General features: G+C 41.8%; 18 protein-coding genes. 4 read left to right on the top strand and 14 right to left on the bottom strand.

Going from position 1 to position 21,918, the window contains the following annotated elements:
• Positions 1 to 201 precede the first annotated feature (201 nt).
• The 6 genes from abc-f to A6749_RS23385 form a co-directional block, all read right to left on the bottom strand.
• Positions 202 to 1,830 carry a ribosomal protection-like ABC-F family protein gene (gene abc-f / locus A6749_RS23405; protein ID WP_066397670.1) on the bottom strand — a complete coding sequence of 543 codons (1,629 nt, stop codon included), beginning with the start codon at positions 1,828 to 1,830 and terminating at the stop codon, positions 202 to 204.
• Positions 1,831 to 2,142: 312 nt separating this feature from the next.
• Positions 2,143 to 3,072 carry a glutaminase A gene (gene glsA / locus A6749_RS23400; protein ID WP_066397662.1) on the bottom strand — a complete coding sequence of 310 codons (930 nt, stop codon included), beginning with the start codon at positions 3,070 to 3,072 and terminating at the stop codon, positions 2,143 to 2,145.
• Positions 3,073 to 3,509: 437 nt separating this feature from the next.
• The gene (locus A6749_RS28470) at positions 3,510 to 3,650 is read right to left on the bottom strand and encodes a hypothetical protein (protein ID WP_161487162.1); all 141 of its coding nucleotides are present in this window, start codon (positions 3,648 to 3,650) and stop codon (positions 3,510 to 3,512) included.
• Positions 3,651 to 3,732: 82 nt separating this feature from the next.
• The gene (pssA, locus tag A6749_RS23395; RefSeq protein ID WP_066397660.1) at positions 3,733 to 4,224 is read right to left on the bottom strand and encodes a CDP-diacylglycerol--serine O-phosphatidyltransferase; all 492 of its coding nucleotides are present in this window, start codon (positions 4,222 to 4,224) and stop codon (positions 3,733 to 3,735) included.
• 210 nt (positions 4,225 to 4,434) lie between these two features.
• Entirely contained in the window at positions 4,435 to 5,397 is a 963-nt protein-coding gene (locus tag A6749_RS23390) for a S8 family peptidase (RefSeq protein WP_066397653.1), read from the bottom strand.
• Between the two features lie 202 nt (positions 5,398 to 5,599).
• A complete protein-coding gene (locus tag A6749_RS23385; RefSeq protein ID WP_066397650.1) occupies positions 5,600 to 6,622 on the bottom strand; it encodes a threonine aldolase family protein in 1,023 nt (340 codons plus the stop codon).
• A gap of 145 nt (positions 6,623 to 6,767) precedes the next feature.
• On the opposite strand from A6749_RS23385, the gene A6749_RS23380 reads away from it, so the two are divergent.
• Positions 6,768 to 7,283 (top strand): J domain-containing protein, encoded by a 516-nt coding sequence (locus tag A6749_RS23380; protein WP_066397647.1) that lies wholly within the window; start codon positions 6,768 to 6,770, stop codon positions 7,281 to 7,283.
• A gap of 156 nt (positions 7,284 to 7,439) precedes the next feature.
• On the opposite strand, the gene A6749_RS23375 is transcribed toward A6749_RS23380, so the two are convergent.
• Positions 7,440 to 8,300, bottom strand: a complete 861-nt coding sequence (locus tag A6749_RS23375) for a gamma-glutamylcyclotransferase family protein (protein WP_066397644.1) — start codon at positions 8,298 to 8,300, stop codon at positions 7,440 to 7,442.
• Positions 8,301 to 8,484: 184 nt separating this feature from the next.
• On the opposite strand from A6749_RS23375, the gene A6749_RS23370 reads away from it, so the two are divergent.
• Positions 8,485 to 10,179, top strand: a complete 1,695-nt coding sequence (locus A6749_RS23370) for a hypothetical protein (RefSeq protein ID WP_127486629.1) — start codon at positions 8,485 to 8,487, stop codon at positions 10,177 to 10,179.
• Positions 10,180 to 10,587: 408 nt separating this feature from the next.
• On the opposite strand, the gene A6749_RS23365 is transcribed toward A6749_RS23370, so the two are convergent.
• A complete protein-coding gene (locus A6749_RS23365) occupies positions 10,588 to 12,477 on the bottom strand; it encodes a Xaa-Pro dipeptidyl-peptidase (protein WP_066397638.1) in 1,890 nt (629 codons plus the stop codon).
• 285 nt (positions 12,478 to 12,762) lie between these two features.
• On the opposite strand from A6749_RS23365, the gene A6749_RS23360 reads away from it, so the two are divergent.
• Positions 12,763 to 13,578 carry an EcsC family protein gene (locus tag A6749_RS23360; protein WP_066397635.1) on the top strand — a complete coding sequence of 272 codons (816 nt, stop codon included), beginning with the start codon at positions 12,763 to 12,765 and terminating at the stop codon, positions 13,576 to 13,578.
• A 43-nt stretch (positions 13,579 to 13,621) separates the two neighbouring features.
• On the opposite strand, the gene A6749_RS23355 is transcribed toward A6749_RS23360, so the two are convergent.
• Positions 13,622 to 14,221, bottom strand: coding sequence for a dienelactone hydrolase family protein (locus A6749_RS23355; RefSeq protein WP_066397625.1), 600 nt, complete (start codon positions 14,219 to 14,221; stop codon positions 13,622 to 13,624).
• Between the two features lie 109 nt (positions 14,222 to 14,330).
• Here A6749_RS23355 and guaD point away from each other — a divergent pair, with 109 nt between their 5' ends.
• Complete coding sequence (guaD, locus tag A6749_RS23350; protein WP_066397623.1) at positions 14,331 to 15,695, top strand: guanine deaminase; 1,365 nt, start codon at positions 14,331 to 14,333, stop codon at positions 15,693 to 15,695.
• Positions 15,696 to 16,026: 331 nt separating this feature from the next.
• Here the strand turns inward: guaD and cysI are convergent, their stop codons facing one another.
• From cysI to cysC, 5 genes are all read right to left on the bottom strand, one after another.
• Entirely contained in the window at positions 16,027 to 17,748 is a 1,722-nt protein-coding gene (cysI, locus tag A6749_RS23345; protein ID WP_066397621.1) for an assimilatory sulfite reductase (NADPH) hemoprotein subunit, read from the bottom strand.
• Positions 17,749 to 17,776: 28 nt separating this feature from the next.
• Positions 17,777 to 19,582, bottom strand: coding sequence for an assimilatory sulfite reductase (NADPH) flavoprotein subunit (locus tag A6749_RS23340; protein WP_066397619.1), 1,806 nt, complete (start codon positions 19,580 to 19,582; stop codon positions 17,777 to 17,779).
• A gap of 40 nt (positions 19,583 to 19,622) precedes the next feature.
• A complete protein-coding gene (locus A6749_RS23335; RefSeq protein WP_066397609.1) occupies positions 19,623 to 20,348 on the bottom strand; it encodes a sirohydrochlorin chelatase in 726 nt (241 codons plus the stop codon).
• A gap of 151 nt (positions 20,349 to 20,499) precedes the next feature.
• A complete protein-coding gene (gene cobA / locus A6749_RS23330; protein WP_066397604.1) occupies positions 20,500 to 21,276 on the bottom strand; it encodes a uroporphyrinogen-III C-methyltransferase in 777 nt (258 codons plus the stop codon).
• A gap of 36 nt (positions 21,277 to 21,312) precedes the next feature.
• Positions 21,313 to 21,912: an adenylyl-sulfate kinase gene (cysC, locus tag A6749_RS23325; RefSeq protein WP_066397600.1), complete on the bottom strand. Its 600-nt coding sequence runs from the start codon at positions 21,910 to 21,912 to the stop codon at positions 21,313 to 21,315.
• Positions 21,913 to 21,918 lie beyond the last annotated feature (6 nt).

Raw genomic sequence — 21,918 nt, 5'->3', positions numbered from 1 at the left:
ACATTAGAGATAATACCATAAAAAGGAAGTACCATAAACTACTTATGGATATTCAGGAAAAAAGACCCAGAAAAATGGTGTCAGGCACCACAAAAAGACAAATCAGCTATTTTGTCCACCCAGGACGGACACTTTTTATTTTCGGCCGGAGTGTCCGCCACAGATGGACAAATGTCCACGAATGGTGTCAGGCACCAAATTTTAAGATTTTATTTCCCGGAGCTCTTTTATGATTTCGTTGAATCTTTTGTCGAGTTTGGTGTAGGTTTCGTCTTTTTTTGTCAATAAACTTAGTTTTCCTAGTATTTCTTGTTTTTCGTTTTCTAGCTGCAGACGGCGTAATGCCAAATCGTCTGCCGTAGAACGTTTTATAACAGAAGTCCTGACCTGCTTATTTTCTATCCTCCATTTTTTATTGGTTATTTTTTCAACGAAGTAGCGGTCATGGGATACAGCGAGGACTGTGCCATTATACTCCATGAGCGTCTGTTCCAACTGTTCCCTCGATGGCAAATCAAGATGGTTTGTTGGTTCATCTAAAATTAATAAATCTTTTTCCTCCAGGATGAATTGCATCAGCTTGCACTTGACCCGTTCCCCCATGCTCATTTTCCCAATCGGTTCCTTCCATTGGGCTGCCTCAAAGCCTAAATGCTTCATCATATTTTGTACTTTCCCTCGTGCTTCGAACGTTTCTTGATAAAAAAACTGTTCCGGAGTAAGTTCTAATGGTAAATCGAACACTTCTTGTGTCAAATAGCCGATTTTTGCTGCCGGAGATACCCAAATGGTCCCTTCTGCCGTTTCTATTCCCAATAAAATATTCAACAAGGTTGTTTTACCACTGCCATTCGGGCCCGCTAAAGCAATTTTCTCTCCAGATTGAATCGTAAGGTTTACTTTTTCAAATAATAGCTCATTGCCGAAGGTTTTTCGTAAATCCCTTACCTCAAGCACTCGTTTTCCTCTCTTCTGATTTGGTGGAAGCGAAAATTGAACGGTATATTCAGGTGTTACCCGTTCTATGTTTGTTTTCTCAAGCTCATTTTCTAACCGTTTCCGTTTCGATTTAACTTGAGCATCCATTCGTTTAGCCTTAACACGGTAAAATTCCTTAAATCCCTCTTGCTTCGTCGATTGGTTATGCGCTTTTTCAGACCAGGAGGATAGGTTTTTCAACTGGTTTTCAACTTGTTTAATCCGCTTTTCCTGCATGTCATAGGCATGCTGCTGGGCCTGCCGCCTTTCATTTCGATACGAGAAATAGGATGTATAATTCCCCTCAAACTCAGTTATTTTGTTGTCCTCAATCGACCATATTTTAGTTGCCACTTGATCTAAAAAATATCGATCATGCGAAGCTATCATGATTGTTCCCTTGTAGCTCTGAATCAGGTTCATTAACAATTGAACCGAAGCTTGATCCAAATGATTTGTTGGTTCATCCAGCAGCAAAATCTCGGCATTTGTTGAAAAACCTTTTGCCAACCGTGCTTTTAGCTTCTCCCCTCCGCTTAACGATTCATAATCCTTTAACGGTACCGAAAATCGAGCTAGTAATTCACGTTCAGTAGCATTTATTTGGTTATTTTCAAACGTTTCTTGTTCTTGTATGACAAATTCAACCGAAAGGCTTTGTTTCCATTCTAAAATGCCTGAGCTTGGCACCAGTTCGCCTGAAATAATTTGCATCAAGGTTGACTTTCCGGCTCCATTTTTTCCAATAATCCCAATGACTTCATTGCTTTTCACATTTAAAGCATCCGCTTGAAATAGTGTTTTTTCATCAATTGAATATTGAAAATTTTGTACATTTAACCATTCTCTCATTCTAATCCCTGCTTTCCGGGAGGATACACAGATATCGTAATTTACAACACAAAAAATCCTCCCAATGTTAATTGGAAGGATTAGTCTACAAATTTCGTGAATCAATAAGCCTGTTTAAAACAGACTTTTTTCAAAATATAAAAATTGGGCAGACTAATCCTATTTTTCATTGATCGTTCTATGTGATTGATCGTGTAAAAATAAGATTAGTTAATCATCGGCCACCCACATTCCCTTCTGCACAAGTTGGCATTATTATACCATTTCTATTTTAAAAGAAACAGCCTATTTATCTTTGCATTTTCACGAAAATTAAAACATACTTAATTGATAATTTTGTGATAAAAGCTCTAATAATTTTATACCGGCAATGCTGTTACCTTTTTCGTCCAGAGCCGGGCCAAAGATGCCGATTCCAAATCGGCCAGGAACTGACCCCATTATTCCACCAGAGACACCGCTTTTGGATGGAATCCCTACTTTGATGGCGAATTCCCCTGAAGCGTTATACATTCCACATGTAACCATGAAGGTTTTGCAAATACGAGCAACATCTACCGGCATAATTCTTTTCCCGCTTTCAGGATCCACCCCGTCCATTGCAAACACCATTCCGATTTTTGACAAATCAAAACAATTCATTTCAATTGCACATTGCTTTGTGTATAAATCAATTAAATGTTCGACGTCTTCCTGAATGATGTTGTGTTGTTTCAAAAAATAGACTAGTGCACGGTTGAGGTTGGCCGTTTCAAATTCGGACAGTGCTACTTCCTTACAATAACTAATATTTGAATCACGGACCATATCCTGTATAAATAAAAGCAGCCGCTGAAATCGTTCTTCCACTGTGTTTCCTTTGATCATATGGGTCACAACCAGTGCGCCCGCATTTATCATAGGGTTTAACGGCTTTGCAGGTACCATCGTTTCTAATTTTGCAATCGAATTGAACGGATCTCCCGTCGGTTCCATCCCTACCCGTTCAAAGACATAATTTGATCCCCTGTCCATTAGAACGAGAGCCAGGCTGATTACTTTTGAAATACTTTGCAGCGTAAACTTTTTCTCGATATCGCCTGCCTGGACACAATTTCCGTCAGGATAGTGAATGGCAATTGATAAATCGGTTGGATTTGCTTTTCCTAGGGCAGGAATATAATTGGCAACCCTTCCATTTTTAGCACATTTCTTCGCTTCCCGGACTAATTCTTTTAATTCATCACTTGATTGACAGAGCATCAACATCACCCCAATAGTTTTCTATGCGACATGGGGCACGATTTTTTTCGCCGCTTCAGTCGCGTATTCACCTTCTATGCGACCCCGGGCACGGTTTTTTTGCCGCTTCAGTCGCGTATGCGCCTTCTATGCGACCCGCTGCACGGTTTTTTTGCCGCTTCAGTCGCGTATACGCCTTCTATTCGACTGAGTGAACGGTTTTTTTGCCGCTTCGGTAGCATATGTGCCTTCTATGCGACCGAGCTCACGATTTTTTCGCCGCTTCGGTCGTATATACGCCTTCTACGCGACCGGGGGCACGATTTTTTCGCCGCTTCGGTCGCGTATGCGCCTTCTATGCGACCGAGTTCCCGATTTTTCGCCGCTTCGGTTGCGTATGCGCCTTCTATGCGACCGAGCTCCTAATTTTTCCGGCTCTTCGGTCGAGTATACACCTTCTATACGACCCAGCTAACGATTTTTTCGCCGCTTCGGTCGTATATACACCTTCTATGCGACCCAGCTCCTAATTTTTCCGGCTCTTCAGTCGCGTATACACCTTCTACGCGACCGCGCTCACGATTTTTTCGCCGCTTCAATCGCGTATTCACCTTCTATGCGACCCAGCTCCTAATTTTTCCGGCTCTTCAGTCGCGTAGCAAATTTATTAGAATCAAAAAATCAAAGCTTTTTCACCCTTATTGGACTTACCATTAACAAAGCAAGAATTAACGTAACCCATGCATTACTATATGAAAAGAACCCCATCCCAGCCAGTGGCAGCCCAGCTGCAGGTATAGGGAGCCCTTTAAAGTAACCAATGGTCGGTTTGACATTAAATCTTGCTAACCTTAAAGCGCCCATCAGCGGGAACAGAATAAATGCTAAGGAAGTTAAAATGGAAGTTGGCGCAATCGAATGAAATAATAGTGCCGGGGCAACCCCAAAACTAACAATATCTGCCAAGGAATCCAGTTGTACTCCTAATTCGCTGTTCACCTTTAACCTTCTTGCGACCCTTCCGTCAAGAAAATCAAAAAAGGCTGATAAGAAAATAAATATGGATGCAAGTTCTATAAAGCCACTCATATTCAAAGTAATCGAGAGAACACCGCACAATAAATTTCCTAGAGTAAATAAATTAGGGACAGCTTTCACAATCTGATTAAACATACTAGACCTCCCAAACATTGACAATCCTCTTTATAGCATTTTCTATCAATACCTCCTTTATTCTAGAACTTACCGTAACTAGTAGGACCAATAAAACCAAATGTACACAAAAAAACCTTGATCAAAAATCAATCAAGGTTTCAAAGTTTCCACCTAAGGTGGAATCGTGTATTTTTATGGTGCCTGACACCGATTACCATTAAATTCCATTTAAATTTTTAACGCCTCGCTGGCTTTTTCTTGTTCGAATATTTTTTCTAGGTGTTTCAGGAGGGTTAGGTAGATCATTCCGTTTCCTTCGAGTTTTGGTGAGTTTCCTAAGGGGATGGTCCTTCTGATCAGTTGGGCGTATAGTTCGGGCTCCGTTAGTTCCCTTTCAAAGGCTTCGTTGGAGATGGCCTTAATAAGGGCTAGTGCACCGCTGACATGCGGTGTAGCCATTGATGTTCCACTAAGCCGTGCAAATTTACCATTAAGGTAGGTGGATAAGATGTTTTCACCAGGGGCTACTAAATCCAATTCTTTATTTGAATTGCTAAATTCCGAGATGCTCCGTTCAAGATTTATCGCACCTACGCTAATGACTTCGTTATAGGCCCCAGGATAGCCCAATTCATCCGTAGAATCTTGTCCATCCCCTTCATTCCCCGCAGCACAAACAACCAAAATATTATTGGTAACAGCTTTTTGAATGGCTTCATGTAATGCAGGTACATCTGCAGGCCCGCCAAGGCTCATAGAGATAATATCTACCTTTTGTTCAATAGCAAAATGGATTCCTTTGATAATCCATTCATATTGGCCGGAGCCATGACGATCTAACACCTTAACAATTAGTAGATTCGCTTCAGGAGCTACCCCTACAACGCCCATTTGGTTTTCTGTCGCCGCGATGGTACCAGCCACATGAGTTCCATGTCCATTGTAATCCATATAAATATCTTGATTTCCTTTGTCATCATTGGTAAAATTGCGCCCGCCAATGATCCGGTCCTTCAAATCTGGATGGGTTACATCACATCCCGTATCTAAGATCGCAATGGTAATCCCCTGACCTTTTGTTTTTTCCCAGACCTGCGGGGCTTGAATCATCTCAACCCCTGTTGGCACCTCGGCTGCTTCTTCAACCTCTGCAATAAATCGGTACGGAATTAATCGCATCTTCTGCTCCATCTCTTTCCCTCCTAAGGTTTTTTCGAAGTCACCCATGATGTTAATAATAGTCTATCAATTCTGAATGTAACAAAAAAGGTACAATTGGATTATTTTTCAATTTTTACAAACAATTTATTAAAGTCTTATAGGCTAACTTCCTAATTCCCTTCTTCTGCCAAAAGGTGCCTGACACCAACATGGGTATCAGGCACCAATAGATTTAATATTTTTTTATATCCTCTATGAATTCTCGTATCGCTTCTTCCTTCGTTGCCCAGGAGGTGACCAATCGGATGGCGGAGTGGTCAGGGTCGATTTTTTCCCAAATATGAAAACCGTAGGTCTTTTGTAATTCCTTAATAACAGAATTCGATAGAATTGGGAAGATTTGATTTGTCGTTGACTGGGTTAGAAAGCGTACGTTCATTTTGCAGAATTCAGCTGTCAGCAATCCAGCCATTTTATTGGCGTGGTCAGCCAATTCAAAGAACAAGTTTTCACGAAATAGTTCAAGAAACTGGATCCCTAGAATTCTTCCTTTTGCTAGCATTCCACCTTTTTGCTTAATGTGGAAACGGAAATCTTCTTTGAGTGAATCACGGCAAATGACTAATGCTTCGCCAAGGAGTGCCCCATTTTTGGTACCACCGATATAAAAAGCATCCACTAATTCAGCTAGTTCGCTTAACCCTAGATCATTTTCTTCGGAACAAAGCGCGGATCCGAGTCTTGCACCGTCCATATACAAAATTAGATTATGCTCATGGCAGAAATCGCTTAATTCCTGTAGCTCACCCTTCCGATAAATTGTTCCAATTTCGGTAGAGTTCGATATGTAAACGAGTTTCGGTTTTACCATATGTTCATCCGTATGATAGTCAAGTACCTTCAGGATCAGCGCTGGTGTTAATTTTCCATCTTCGGTATCAATCGCTAGCACTTTATGGCCTGTTGCTTCAATCGCCCCTGTTTCATGTGTATAAATATGCCCTGAACTGGCGGCAATGGCAGCCTCATGCGGCCTTAGAAATGCGGAGATAGCGGTAAGGTTTGTTTGTGTTCCTCCTGCCAACAAATGAACATCTACATCCGTTCGTCCAAGTCTTTTTTTTATCAATTCCACTGCTATTTGTGAAAATCGATCTTCTCCGTAGCCGTCTTCCTGTTCTAGATTGGAGTAGATTAAAGCCTTTAGTATTTTAGGATGTGCACCTTCACTGTAATCATTTTTAAAGCTGTACATGGTCTTTCCCCCTGTTTTTCTTTTTCTTTTATCTTACCATTTTTCCCGAAATGAATTTTTAATAAAAATAACATACTTCAGTAAAACAAATGCAGATTTTTATATGATAGATTGTTCTTAGCATTAGTAACTGTGAGATGATAACATGTTAAATTTAAAGGAAGCGACTGAACTTTTAAAAGCCGAAGGTATCACACATTCTGAACAGGATGTCATCCGCTTCATTCTTGATAGTAAACTGAAAGCAAAAAGAAGTAAAAGTTTAAACGTAGATTACGTTATTCAACCTATTGATTTAGCCGCTTTTATTGTGTACCAGCAGCTGGCGGAGCAAAGCAAAAAATATGGCATCGATTATAAGCATTGGGAAAAGACGTTTCAAGAAAATAAACGTTTAAAAGAGGAAAACGAAGAATTAAAGGTTATGATACGCATTGAGCAATCGAAAGTCCGCAGTTTAAAAAGAATGTTGCAGGCGGAATACGCCCTTGCCGATTCCCCGTCCGTTAACTATGCAGATTTATTTGGTTTAGAAGCAAATGCTGACAGAGAAGTCATTAAAAAAGAATTTAAAAAACTGCTTAAAGCATTGCATCCGGACCGAGGCGGCGATGACCGGCTATTTCGGGTGTTTTATGAGCATTACACAAAGGCGAAATAGAGCATCATTTTCCAAGCTGATTCATTTTCGCCCAAAGCATATATTTTTTACCTTTATCAGATTTTCTCTACTAATTTACGGGTTTCAAATGATTTTAAAATGAACAATACTACATAGCTCAAGGGGCTGTCGATGACAACTAAAGCCCCCCTTTTTCTAATTGTGAAGTTCATCAATATGTTTTTTCAAATTGGATAGATAGCCATCACTTAGAAAACCACTTCCGCCACGGAGTATTTCTTCACTATAATGGTTAGGAGGTGCCGATTCCGGTTCTTTATCTACCACGATAAATGTCAAGATTTGCGTTAATAGATTTCCATTAACAGGAAGGTGTATAACCGCTGGCCGGTAGCATCCTACACCTACCCCTTCTCTCATGTATAAATAGTCAAGCGCTTCTGCCGGGATTTCATATACAACGCCTTCTACGGTACCGTAGTCCTCGATGATATCAGCTCTTCCCCCATCATGCATCTTTTTTGTAAACCGCAATTGGAACCCATTCAAGACGCCCCTGCCGATGGTTTTTTGAAAAAAATGATCCACACCAGCTATCTTGAATCGTTCATGGTCCATGCAGCTGCCATAGGCGAAATAATAATATGATTGTCTTTCTTTACGCAGAAGCTGATCGACACACCAATCGCCGCCATCGATAAATCTCATATCTTGCGGCTCTCGGTCTTCAGGCAAGATATATACGAATGCTTGATAACTTCCTTTATCCGTATGAATTTGTTGGCTGTACCGAATATAATAGTTATTTTCTCCAGGACCGTAATAGCCTTCTAGCTCATCAAGTTTTTCCAACATCTCATCGTCTTCGACCTGATATAATTCACCGTATACCTTGTTGTCTTCTGAGGCAGCAAGAAAGGGATACCCCAAGTTGGAATCATATAATTTCCCTTTTGTCCAGCACTGCTGTGCAACACACTCCGCCCCGAACAGCAAGTGATGATTACTTTCGTGCCATCTTAATGTGCCGTAGACGAATACTAGATGTTTCGTCAATATGCTTCCCTCCTCTTCCTTCATTTCATCTATTTTAGATGGTACCAATAGATGCTCCACGGATGCTACTAAAAAATCAATATTTGCTTCTATTTCTATTAATCGTTTTCGAAAAAAATACCTTTGACTACCTGCGATTAATGAAATAAAATGAACTAAATATTCCCAAGAGTTTGGAGACAGGGTGAGCAAATTGTACGAGTCAAAGCTGCGCGGTATTTTACGAAAAGCGAAAAATGAAAACCCGGAAACGAGACATGAGGCACTGGGACAGTTGTTTCAATTGAAGCAGGAAGAGGGAATGGAGATCCAAATGGATGTCTTGAAGGACATGATTAAGACGGCAGCTTCACCATTTCCCGAGCGCGTCGACAACTGGGACAATCCTTCCTACTATTTAATTGATTTTGTTTGCGATTTTCCACAGCCGGAGGTCATCGATGGCCTAATTAAGCATTTTGACGGCTTCGATATTCAAGCGAAGGAACGGGCTATAGAAGTTTTGCTGTTAACCGAGGAAGAGGAGATTTTCTATTTCCTCGAGGAAAAAATTATTGGGTTGATGCAGACAGAGGATTTCCTCATTCCGTATCGCGAGTTAACCTCTTATCCGATGTTAATAAAAGGGATTCTAGACACCACTCTTGAAAAACTAGATTTCAAGAATTATAAATTTGCGATTTACGATATGCTGTTGTCACTTAATACGGCAGGCGTCGAACAAGGATATCGTAAAGAAGTGGTTCTGCCAATACTACTCAAAGACTATCAAGCTGAAAAACTGGAATACTTGAAATTTAATCAAGACTATACTACGAAATACGTTTATACCGCTTGGAAGGACAGTTACTTAATAGTCCGCAGCCGTATGAGATTATTTTTACATTTAATGGAGTTTTATTTTTCAACCGAAATTGCCCAAGAGCTTCAAGAAGCACTGGATTTTCTGGATCCTTTTCTTAAAACTGAGGCAATACTAGTTTGTATTTCGAAAAATCTACCCTATGAAAATGGTACACTGTTACAATGTGCAGAGGATATTGAAACAGCGGAAATGGTTTTTTGGGAGTTAAAAGATAAGAATTTGGAGCATCTGTATCCGATTAAAGAGGCCAAACAGCCGCACTTGGCAAAAACGAGATTGTTCTCTACGATTATCAATTTGCCGGAGGAAGAGGATGGAGTAATTCGTTATCCTGAGGACATCGAGATCATCGATAAGGTCGATACAGAAAATGCCTATGGTCAGCCACTTCGTTATTATTTGCTTAAGTTTTCAGAGCATAACGTTGTTTATGCCGGCTGGGCTGGCGGGTATGCCCTCGAGGATGGCGATGATACCGCCAATCTTTGGGACGGCAGCTACACTGATTTTGTAGAATTTACTTCTGCTAATATTGAAGGTCATAAGCAGCAATTTCTCCAAAAACGAGCGGAAGAAATAGAGGAATACGAAAATAGTGTGTTTTATGAAAGCTCCCCGAGATTAAGCAGAGGCGCCTGGTTCTTCCTGGCCTTACTCATTACTCACTGGGCCCGTGAACTCTTCACTGGCTTTAACAACGGGACCATTCTTATTTCGGTGCTATTTACCGTCATAGGTGGCGGCTTTTGTCTTTATGAGGTGGCGAAAAATAAAAAAAGAAAGATTATGATCATCGGCAAGCAGCTTGTAAAAACGGATGGCACGAAACAAAATAGCATTGGCATGTCCCAGATCAAAAAAGTATCATACGATAATAAACATGTCCTAGTCTACAATCTTAAAAATGAACTTGCCTTCAAATTCCCGAAAAAATGGGTCCGCTACGAGCTATTCTATCTGTACATGAAAGAACATACCGGACACTTAAATAACAGCCCGTTTATTCAATCTTGATGTATGTAATAGATTCACTTTGGTGCCTGACACCGAAGTGAATCTATTATTATTTTCGGGAGCAGCGATTCCTTGTGCTAGCGCCCTCTTTACTTGCGCCTAATGGTATTTATTGAGGGAGAGTTTTTCATATACTTTACACCTGTTTTTATTTTATATTCTCCATTAATTTTTTAATTATTAGCCATTAGTTGAAGAAGAAAAAATTAAATACTAAAACTTAAATTATGATGTTCTTAATCTTCCATAAGAAGCATTGGTGGATAATAAGCAGCTATCAATAATCATTTTGCTTACCATTTCAGGTTCATTTCGGCATCTGATTACATCGTGGGATTGCTGTCTCCAATTGAAATATTAAAAACCAGCACCCTCGAATAAGAGAATGCTGGTTTGAAAGCTATTTTTTTAAAAATTAACCGCCTTTTTCCCTTCAACAATAGGCAGGTAAATATAGCTTTGTCCTAGATGGACCTGGAAGGTTGCGCCTGTTGTGGAGGGAATAGTCCGTTGATAGGAGCTGCCAGCAACAATTACGCCAATTCGATGTCCTTTTTTGAAGACATAATCATGCGGCAGTGCTTCCCATTCAAATTTATAGTTTTTGCCTGGATTCAACGGATCAGTCTTTAACAATGATTTCCAATTTTGCGGGTCAAACCATCCTCTGGAGACAATTTCATACGGACCGGTGCGCGTTGTTTTTTCCGTCTCTTTAAAACAGGCGCTATCAGTTTCCGTACTTTCACCCCAGCACGTTCTTTCAGTAAGTGTTCGGATTCCTTCTCCGCTGCTGCCATGATTGACCCTCGTATCCATACCGTAATCAACAATCATCACTGTTAAATTAGAATTCTCTTTATCTACCGTTGCCCGTAAGGAAATTTCCGGTGCACCGCTTAACCTGACATCATCGCTTAACGGTTCCGATAAAAATACTAAGCGGTCGCTTTTTACTGTTGTTTCATTCGTCACCATTTGTGTTTCAGTTTGGCGCGGATTGTCGGTAAATGATTGGCTGAAGTTTCCTCTGACTGGACCAGTTGTCAATACTCCTGCTCCATCTTCGTTTTCACCAGGAGCAAAGCGAATTTTAAATTCTTTTGCACTAGTGTCAGGCCATGCGGCACGGGTTTCCCATACATCCGCTGCCCGTTCGATATCCACCTGCGGCTCGTCCATGATACCGTTCTGGATTCCCATTAGCCAGTAATCAAACCAACGATGCAACGTATCTACCCATTCTGCTCTTCTGAAGTCAAATGGGTCGACATGTCCCGTTTGTGTCAGCCATAATTTACGAGGAACCTTCTCCTTATTTAATGAATCCCACCATTCGCCAAAGTGATTCATTTTTACATTTAAGTCGTTTAAGCCGTGAATCGCAAATACGCTTGCCTTGACGTTTTTCACATCTTTCACGTAGTTTCTTTCATCCCAAAACTTATTGTAATCCCCTGTCGCATCATCTGCATGCTTATTGAGACGGTCAAATACATGTTTACAAGCTGCTTTGCGGGAACTATTAACCACTCGGCTCGCCAGCCCCCCAGGTCCATTATTATAATAAGTAAGCCCGGCATAACGATAGTAGTTATACCAATTACTAATAGCCCCAATCGGAACAATCGTTTTTAATCCTTCTACGCCTGTTGCAGCTACTCCGTTGGCTAATGTTCCGTCATAGGATTTTCCGATCATTCCGACATTTCCGGTTGTCCAATCTGCTTTAACTTCTAGATTATTTTTATCAAATGCCTTTGCTCGTCCATTGAGCCAATCAATCACAACCTTAATACTTTCAATTTCTTCATACCCGCCGGTAGTTGGGCAGCCATCGGATTGGTTTGTCCCGACCATGTCTGGTAATGCAACAGCATACCCTCTTGGGACGAAGTAATTATCATAATATAAAGGAAACTTCTCGTTGATCCCGTCTTTATTTTTGTCCTTTACTTCACTCTCATTTCCTCGTCCTAAACTCTCATAATATGGGCTTGCATCCATAATAACAGGAACCTTGAGTCCTGTTTCCGATTCTTTCGGACGAATGATGTCAACCGCAATTTTATCAGGCACTCCGTTTTCATCTGTGTCGAGAGTCGATTGGACGTAAACTGTTTCTCTAATCGCATCTCGATAGGAATATTTCGGCTCGGACTTAATAATGGATGCTGAATTTACTGTTTGCCCTTTCTTTGAATCTACTGTTTCCGCTTTTGCATTGTACATAGATGATAGAGTTAATGCTAATGTCGTTGCAATGGTGGCAACTTGAAAAAACTTCCTCTTCTTCATTGGTTTCCTCCTCCCCTATTCATCCTAATTGTAGGATATAAAGGAGCTGTCCAATAGAGATAAAATTCCTAATATTCCAAATATTTCTTTGCAATTATGTAGGAATAAAGACTTATGCTCTATTCTATTCAACCAAATATCTATTTTTATTCCCTAATCAAACACACGGTTGAAACACCCTATTTTTCCATACAATAGACCTAATTGGAAGATTTTTTGAAACTTACCACCATTGTAATCGTATATAGAAGTAGTTTTAATATTCGTTGAAGGAGTCGAACAAGTTTGCCAACAACTGAATCAGCTGAATTTTTACAAGAGGAACTAAAGAAAATTGAAAAATGGGAAAAGAGTCAAAAAGGATTATGGTTCTGGGAAAAAATTGGACGAATCCCCTTCGCCTTGCTAGATAAACTCACACCGAAATTTATCCAGGAAAAAATCGGCATTGCGATTGATGAACTAGGAAGCTACATTCAAACCGGCGGTCAATACTTAATCAGCGAGAAAACGATTTTTAAAAAATTTAAACCAGACAATGAAGTGACAAGTTTAGAACAAGTGCAGCAGCTGCCGCTTGCCAAAATGGATGAGATCGCGGATGAACTAAAGAACTCTCGAAAAAAAGTTGCTGCCATCCAGGGTGCAACCACCGGAATTGGCGGGATTTTTACCCTTGCGATTGATATTCCGGTATTATTGGGACTATCTCTCAAAGTACTGCAGGAAATTGCCTTATCTTATGGCTATAACCCGAAAGATAAGGCGGAACGAATTTTTATCGTTAAGTGCCTGCAATTTACCTCCTCCGATATAGTCGGAAAAAAAGCGATCTTAGAAGACCTGACCGATTTTAATACAGAAAATAAAAACAGCCGGATCATCTCGCAGCTACAAGGCTGGCGCGAAGTTGTAATGACATATCGTGATAATTTCGGCTGGAAAAAGTTATTTCAACTTGTACCGATTGCCGGTGTCATTTTCGGTGCTTTTATCAATCGTTCATCCATTCAAGATGTGGCGGAAACAGGAATCATGATGTATCGAAAACGCAGAATTTTGGAACGCCTGCATCAAAAGGAAGGTTTAGGCGAGGCTTAATTGATATGATCAGGCAGTCATCCCCTTCGTGGCTGCCTGACTTTTAACTCCTTAGTTTTTGACAAAAACAAACCATCGTATTAAATGCCCCGTTTGCCGACTCTTCATTATATTTTGTCGAGAAAGGGTTGCTGAATCCATGTTCTCCCTTCCATTTCAACACCTCAACATTTTTTGTTAATAAAGATGAAATCAATTGGTCAACATCGAAGGAAACTTCTTTTTCTGGAAAAAATAACAAGGCAGGGCATTTCGGTTTTACCTCGGTATAATCCCTGATTCTTGAACCATAATACCCGACAATTCCATCCACACCGTCTTCTTTACTGCACAGCCAAGCAATCGTTGCCCCAACACTAAAGCCAACAATCAATACATTTTCATATTTGTTTTTCACATCATTTAGGATATTTTTTACCTTTTCGGCAGCATTAGAAAAACCAATGTTCTCCATAAAATGACTGTAAGCAATATTTTCTTCGGTATATTCAAATGGTTCTTCCAGCTGTAATAAGTTAGGGCAAATAACATCCACCTTTTCAGCAGATAATAACTGACAAAATTGCTTCATATGCTGGTTTATTCCATAAATTTCATGCAGCACAATCACTAATGTATTGGAGTTATTTTGTATGGTGTACAATTGACCTCTCCTCCTGTTTTAGTTCTATTCTACTATGAATTTGATTTCATCTAGACTTAATTTTTAATACAGCTTATAATTTTTAAAAAACGAACATTAGGAGATCATCATGAATAAATATACGCATGTTTTTCTCGGGACTGCTTTTTCAAGCAAATCGCCAAAAGAAGTAGAGATCTTAAAAGACCACCTCTTCTGCATTAATTCTAAGGGGATGATTGAAAAAATTGTTGCTCCGAAAGATGCCGATTATCATCCATTATTGGATACATATCAGGGGGAGGAAAACTTCCATCGTTTAGCGGATGGTCACTATTTGCTGCCGGGCTTTGTTGATTTACATGTTCACGCACCGCAGTGGGCTCAGTCCGGGACGGCTTTAGATATCCCGCTTTATGATTGGTTAAACACTTATACTTTCCCAATTGAATCCAAATTTTCCGATTTGGAGTTTGCCAAGAATGTGTACGAGGATGTTGTCAGCACGCTGCTTGGGAATGGCACTACAACGGCGCTTTATTTTGCTACCATCCATAAAGAAGCGAGCCTGCTGCTAGCTGAGATCTGCTCGGCGAAGGGTCAGCGCGGTTTAGTAGGGAAAGTTGTGATGGATCTTCCGGAACAAACCCCAGAATATTATCGTGATGCTGATGCCGAGACTGCTCTGGCGGAAACAGAAGAATTTATTTTAGCCGTTCAGGAATTGGCAAAATCAACGAAACAAGGGGTTTACCCTGTCGTGACGCCGCGTTTTATCCCAAGCTGTACCGACGAGGCGTTGAAAGGGTTGGGCGAATTGGCCGCTAAATATGATACATATGTCCAATCACACTGCAGTGAAAGTGATTGGGCGCATGGGTATGTCCAAGACCGCTTTGATAAAAATGATGCCTTTGCCTTACATGATTTTGGCCTATTGCGTGAGAAATCGGTGATGGCCCATTGCAATTTTTTAAATGATCAAGATGCCGAATTATTTGCTGAAACGGGCACTGCTATAGGTCATTGTCCAATATCCAATGCCTATTTTGCCAATAGTGTTCTGCCACTCGCTCATTTACATGCAAAAGGGATTGAAGTCGGCTTAGGTTCTGATATATCTGGCGGCTTTTCACCAAGTCTTTTCGATAATGCCAGACAAGCCGTGATGTCTTCTAGGATGCTGGAGGATGGGGTCAATCCGAGCCTTCCTGCTGATGAACGAGGTGTGCCAAATTCCCGTATCACGATTGACGAGGCATTTTATTTTGCAACGGCTGGCGGCGGTGAAAGCTTAAGCCTGCCAATCGGCCGTTTGGCGGAAAACTATGCATGGGACGCACAGATCATCGATACAAATTTAGGGTCGTCCAAATTGCCAATTTACGACGCCAATGAAAATTTACATGATATTTTTCAAAAAATGATGTACCTAGTCCAGCCGGAGAACATTCGCGAGGTTTGGGTGCAAGGGGAAAAAGTGCATTCACGTTAGTAAATTTACGAAAAAAATAACGGTCTTCGCTTTTAATAAAATTAAGGCAAAGACCGTTTATTTTTTCTACAAAATTTATGACTTTATCTACATAAAACAAGCTTTTATCTACATTATTTATGACTTTATCTACATAAAACAAGCTTTTATCTACAAATTTTCAAAGGTTATCTACAAATGTATTATTTTCCTACTTAAAAAAATGTCTTGGCGGATTCCTACTGGGACAGAACATGCTTACTTCTCTAGCAATCTGTCCCATAGACCCCTTCTATGGGACAAACCTTTTTAGACCAACCACAAAACTGTCCCATAGGACTTTCCGCTAAGATTAATCATGAAAATTGGTACCATCTGTTACAGCCTTAATAATCTCAGCGCGAATAACAAAGTCGCCGAAGTGTTCCCCATTAAGGCGTTCCTTAGCATAGCGCGAGAAAAGTACCCGCAGTTCGCTTAAAATTTCATCCTCGCCGATGTTTTCACGGTACATTTTGTTTAAACGGCTGCCATCGAACCCACCGCCTAAATACATATTATATTTTCCAACAGCTTTCCCCACAAAAGCAATTTCCGCTAATGCCGGGCGGGCGCAGCCATTGGGGCAGCCAGTCATGCGAATGGTGATTTCCTCATCACGCAGGCCATTTTCATCAAGAATTTCTTCAATTTTATCTATTAAATCCGGTAAATAGCGCTGACTTTCAGCCATCGCCAATCCACAGGTTGGAAGCGCCACACATGCCATTGAGCTGCGGCGCAGTGCTGAATGGAACCTGCCATCCGTCAAACCATATTGATCAAGCAGTGCACTTATCTCCTCTTTCTTCTCACTTGAAACGTTGGCAATCACTAGGTTTTGATTGGCAGTTAACCGGAAATCACCGGTATGAATCTTGGCAATTTCACGCAAACCGGTCTTTAGCTTGTAATCCGGAAAATCTTTCACACGCCCGTTTTGGACAAACAAAGTAAAGTGCCACTTACCGTTAACACCTTCCACCCAGCCGTAGCGGTCGCCATTATTTTCAAATTGATATGGCTTCGACTCTTCAAGCTCCCAGCCAAGACGGTTTTCAAGCTCTTCTTTCACAACATCCAGTCCCAGCCGATCAATCGTGTACTTGAAGCGGGCATTTTTACGAACAGAGCGGTTGCCGTAATCACGCTGGATGGTAATCGTTTTTTCTGCCACTTGGACAATTTTCTCAGGCGTGCAAAAGCCGATTACTTTGGCAACCTGCGGATAGGTAGCTTTGTCACCATGCGTAAAGCCCATGCCGCCGCCAATGGCAATATTAAAACCAAGCAATTTCCCTTCTTCTACAATCGCTATAAAGCCAAGATCCTGTGAAAAAACATCTACATCGTTCGATGGCGGAACAGCAATACCAATCTTGAATTTACGAGGTAAATATAACGGGCCGTAAATCGGCTCTACCTCCTCTTTCTCAGGAGTGCCTGCCACTTTTTCTTCATCCAGCCAAATTTCATGATAGGCCCTTGTTTGGGGCAACAAATATTCACTCAACTTTGAAGCATATTCATATACTTCAGAATGAATCTCCGACTGATATGGATTGGGGTTGCACATTACGTTCCGATTGACATCCCCGCATGCTGCTAACGTGGTTAAAAGAACCTCATCAATTTCCTGGATAGTTTGTTTCATATCCCATTTTAAAATGCCGTGCATTTGGAACGACTGACGGGTTGTCAGCTTTAACGCCCCGTGAGCATATTTTTCGGCAATATCATCAAGCACCTGCCATTGCTCAGATGTAACCACTCCTCCTGGCGCCCGCACACGCAGCATAAATCCATAGGCAGGCTCTAGCTTTTGTTTCTGCCGCTCATTTCTCAAATCACGGTCGTCCTGCAAGTAGCTTCCATGGAACTTCATCAGCCGATTATCATCATCATTAATCCCCGCACTTAGTCGGTCCTGAATCGAGTCTTTTAATGTTCCTTCTAAATAGTTGCTTTCTTGTTTGATCCGCTCGACATCACTCGGCGGTCCGTCCGGTGCTGTTAAAATTTGTTTCAAATCCATATTGGAAAAACTCCTTTCTGTTTACGTATCAATAAACATCCCGCTGGTAACGTTTTTGCTGCTGCAGATTGCTTAAGTATTCAACTGCTTGTTCAGGGCTTATGCCGCCTTCTTTTTCAATAATTTTAAGTAATGTATCGTGCACGTCATGAGCCATGTTCTTCTCATCACCGCATACGTAAAAATAGGCTCCTGCTTCCAGCCATTCAAATATTTCCTTGCTGTACTCAACCAGACGGTGCTGCACATACACTTTTTCCTCCTGATCCCTTGAAAAAGCAACATCCATTTTTGTTAACACACCGTTTTTCAGCCATTTCTGCCACTCAATTTGGTAAAGGAAGTCTGTTACAAAATGCTGGTCGCCGAAAAATAGCCAGGACTTCCCTTCTGCTCCGATTTCTTCACGCTCCTGCATAAACGAACGGAACGGCGCAACTCCGGTACCCGGTCCAACCATAATGATTGGCGCATCCGAATCCTGCGGCAGCTTAAAGTTTTCATTACGTTGAATAAAAATCGGCAGCGTATCCCCCGGCTGCAAGCGCTCAGCTGTCAAGATAGAGCAAACCCCATTACGCTTTCGATCATGTGCCTCATAACGAACAGCGCCTATGGTTAAATGGACTTCATCCGGATTTGCTGTAATGCTGCTGGCAATCGAATATAGTCGCGGCGGAATTTTTCGAAGCACTGAGACAAACTCTTGCGCTGTTTCACCCCATGGTCCAAAATCACGCACTAAATCTAATAAATCACGGCCCTTAAGATACTCTTTTATGTTTCCTTCATGACCAGTCAGATCCTGCAAGTTTTTATTGGTTGAAAGTTTGCTTACTTTTTCAAGCAGCGGTTTTGTTAAAACAGTAATTTCATAGTATGACTGCAGTGCATCCTTTAACGGACGAACGTCCCCGGTTTTCACCGTGACCGGTTCGTCTGGATCCCACTTCAATTCATGCAAAATGAGTTCTACCAGTGCCGGATCGTTTTCTGGGTAGATTCCCAGGCTGTCACCAGGCTCAAATGTCAGTCCGGAACCCTCCAATGATATTTCCAAATGGTGCGTTTCTTTATTGGAGCCGCGTCCGTTAAGATTAATATTTTCTAATATTTCCGCTTGGAATGGGTTAGTTCTTGAATAAACAGACTCCGCCGTCTGCAGTGCTCCCTTTTGTATCGGGTGGCTTGTTTCGCCTTGTGTTTCCTTTAAACTCCCAAGCACCCCTTGCAGCCATTCGGCAGCTGGTTCGTCAAAGTCAACGTCGCAGTCAAAACGCGGGTACAGCCTTGTTCCGCCTAATTCCTCCAAGCGTTCGTCAAAATCTTTTCCGGTCTTGCAGAAAAATTCATATGAGCTGTCGCCAAGAGCCAAAACGGAAAAGTTTAGATCGGTAAGTTTTGGTGCACGTTTGCTATGAACAAATTCATGAAAAGTCAAGGCGTTATCCGGCGGATCCCCCTCGCCATGAGTACTTACGACAATGAGAAGATTTTGTATTTTTTTCAAATTGTTTGGTTTAAAATCACTCATCGCTGAGACCGTCACTTGAAAGCCGCTGCCTTCTAGGGTCTTGGCAGCTTTTTGCGCAAGACCGCGGGCATTTCCTGATTGCGATCCGTACAAAATGGTTACTTCTTTGGAAATTGCTTGATTTGTAGTTTGTGATATTGGCTGCTCTGCTGTATTTCCTTGAATGAAAGCTGCTTGTATGGCCGCTGCCAAATACCCGCTCAACCAGACTTTTTGCGGTTCGGTTAAGGTTGGCAGAAGATGGTTAAGGAGCTCTGCCTGCTCCTGACTAAACGGACTGTTTACTACCTGTAATTGCAAAGAAATCCACCTCACAATGGGTTATTTTTAAAAAAATAAATCATAGGGTTGCTCGTTCCATCACTACATCTTCAATTACCTGATGGCGGCTCAACGGCTCCGTCACACTTATAGACCGGCCCTGCCTTTTCCATTTCTGGACTTCGCGGCTTACCTCTACACTAAGAAGCCCGGAAAATAATAAATAGGGAACGACAATGATATTGCCGGATGTTTTTTCTAAGACGGTATTAAGGCCTTCCTGAAGTCTCGGCTCAGCGGCCGCTAAATAACAAACAGATACCTCTTCAAGTCCGAGACGCTCCTTTAGGCCGTTTTGAATTCTGACGAAATCGTCCAGAATACTGGGATCGCTGCTACCCCTGCCGACTATCAATAGACGGTCTAGCGGATTCAAGGGATTGCTGACAGTTGTAACAATTTCGGCCACTGCATCCAAAATTCTCTCCTGCACACCAAACGGATCCTTCACCACCACTCGAATATGTGGATATTTTTCTCGTAATGATGCCAATACCTGAGGGATATCCTGTTTAATATGACCAGCCGCAAGCAGGAAGAGCGGAACAACGATAATTTCCGTCGCACCACGTTCGACACACCGCCCAAAACCGTCCTCTATCAGCGGTTCAGTCAGCTCGAGAAAACTAATTTCCTGAATAGGGACGTCAACAACTCGCTGCATGACCCTATTGATGAATGCCTTTGCCTCTTCAGCTCCCTTTTTGGAACGTGTTCCATGACCAATGTATAGAATTGCTTTCATTGAAACGCTCCTTTCCTATTTGACCAACTATTTTGATCCCCCCGAAACTTTTTATCTGCAATTTTTCATGATATATCTGCAATTTTTGAGATTTATCTGCAGTTTTAACCAAAATATCTGCAAATTTTGCAATATATCTGCAAAGCATCAATTACCCATGAACAACCGGCATTTTCGCCACAATCTCATCCTCAAACCAGTTTAATTTTTCATGCAGCCGGACGACCTCACCAATGACAATCATGCTTGGGTTTGAGATCTGCGCTTCCTGCACCAGCCCCACAATTGTTTCCAATGTCCCAGTTACCGTCCTTTGAACACCTAATGTTCCCCAGTGAATCAAAGCGATTGGTGTTTGCGGTGATTTACCATGACGGATTAACTGATTGATGATTGTGGAAAGTTGTGAAACCCCCATATAGACGCAAATGGTATCAACGCCGTTAGCCAAGTGAGCCCATTGGTGTTCCGCTGCTTCATCACCTGCTTGATGGCCGGTAATAAAGGCAAAGCTTTTGCTCAACGTTCGGTGTGTGACCGGAATCCCCGCATAAGCTGAGGCCGCAATTCCAGCTGTGATGCCAGGGACTATTTCAAAAGGTACATCATGCTTCGCACATTCCTCGGCTTCTTCCCCGCCGCGGCCGAATACAAACGGGTCTCCCCCTTTTAGGCGTACGACCTGGAGACCCTTCTTCGCATACTTCACCAAAAACCGGTTAATCGTCTCCTGCTTCATGGTGTGATAATGCGGCAGCTTACCACAGTAGACAAGCTGCGCCTCATTTTTCGCATGCTTTAACAGCTCCGGATTGACCAGCCGATCATAAAGGATGACATCAGCCTGCTCAATGCAACGTAATCCTTTTACGGTGATCAGGTCCGGATCGCCCGGACCCGCACCTACTAAATACACTTTCCCGACCATAGGTTGACACATCCTCTCTATTTTTCTATGAAAAAGCTAAATTACATTTTTATCCCGAAGATAACCCAGTATCTCTTTAACCGCTTTTTCTACTGTTAAAAGATCGGAACGGATGATGATTTCCGGCTGATCTGGCGCCTCGTACGGAGAATCAATCCCAGTAAAATCCCTTATTTCGCCACGTCGCGCTTTTTGATAAAGCTGTTTCGGGTCACGGCGTTCACATTCTTCAAGCGGGCAATCAACAAAGACTTCGATAAATTCACCCTTTTCAAACAAGGCGCGGACCTGATCACGATCTGTCCGAAACGGGGAGATAAAGGCGGTGGTTACAATCGTTCCACTATCTACAAACAATTTGGCCACCTCGCCGATCCTTCTAATATTTTCGGTTCGATCAGCCTCGGAAAAACCAAGGTCGCGGTTCAATCCGTGGCGGATATTATCGCCATCTAACACATATTCATTGATCCCCATTCGGTACAGTTCCGCTGAAACAGCATTGGCAATCGTTGATTTTCCAGAGCCGGAGAGGCCGGTAAACCAAAGGACACAGCTTCCGTGGCCATTTTGTAAATGACGATCAGATTTTGTGACAGCAGCATTATGCCAAGTAATATTTGTTGCTTTCACCATTGTTGT

This window comes from Neobacillus mesonae (genome assembly GCF_001636315.1).
In the GTDB taxonomy this organism is placed as follows: domain Bacteria; phylum Bacillota; class Bacilli; order Bacillales; family Cytobacillaceae; genus Neobacillus; species Neobacillus mesonae.
Note: the sequence above shows the minus strand (reverse complement) of the source record. Positions and strands in the feature narration are given on the sequence as shown.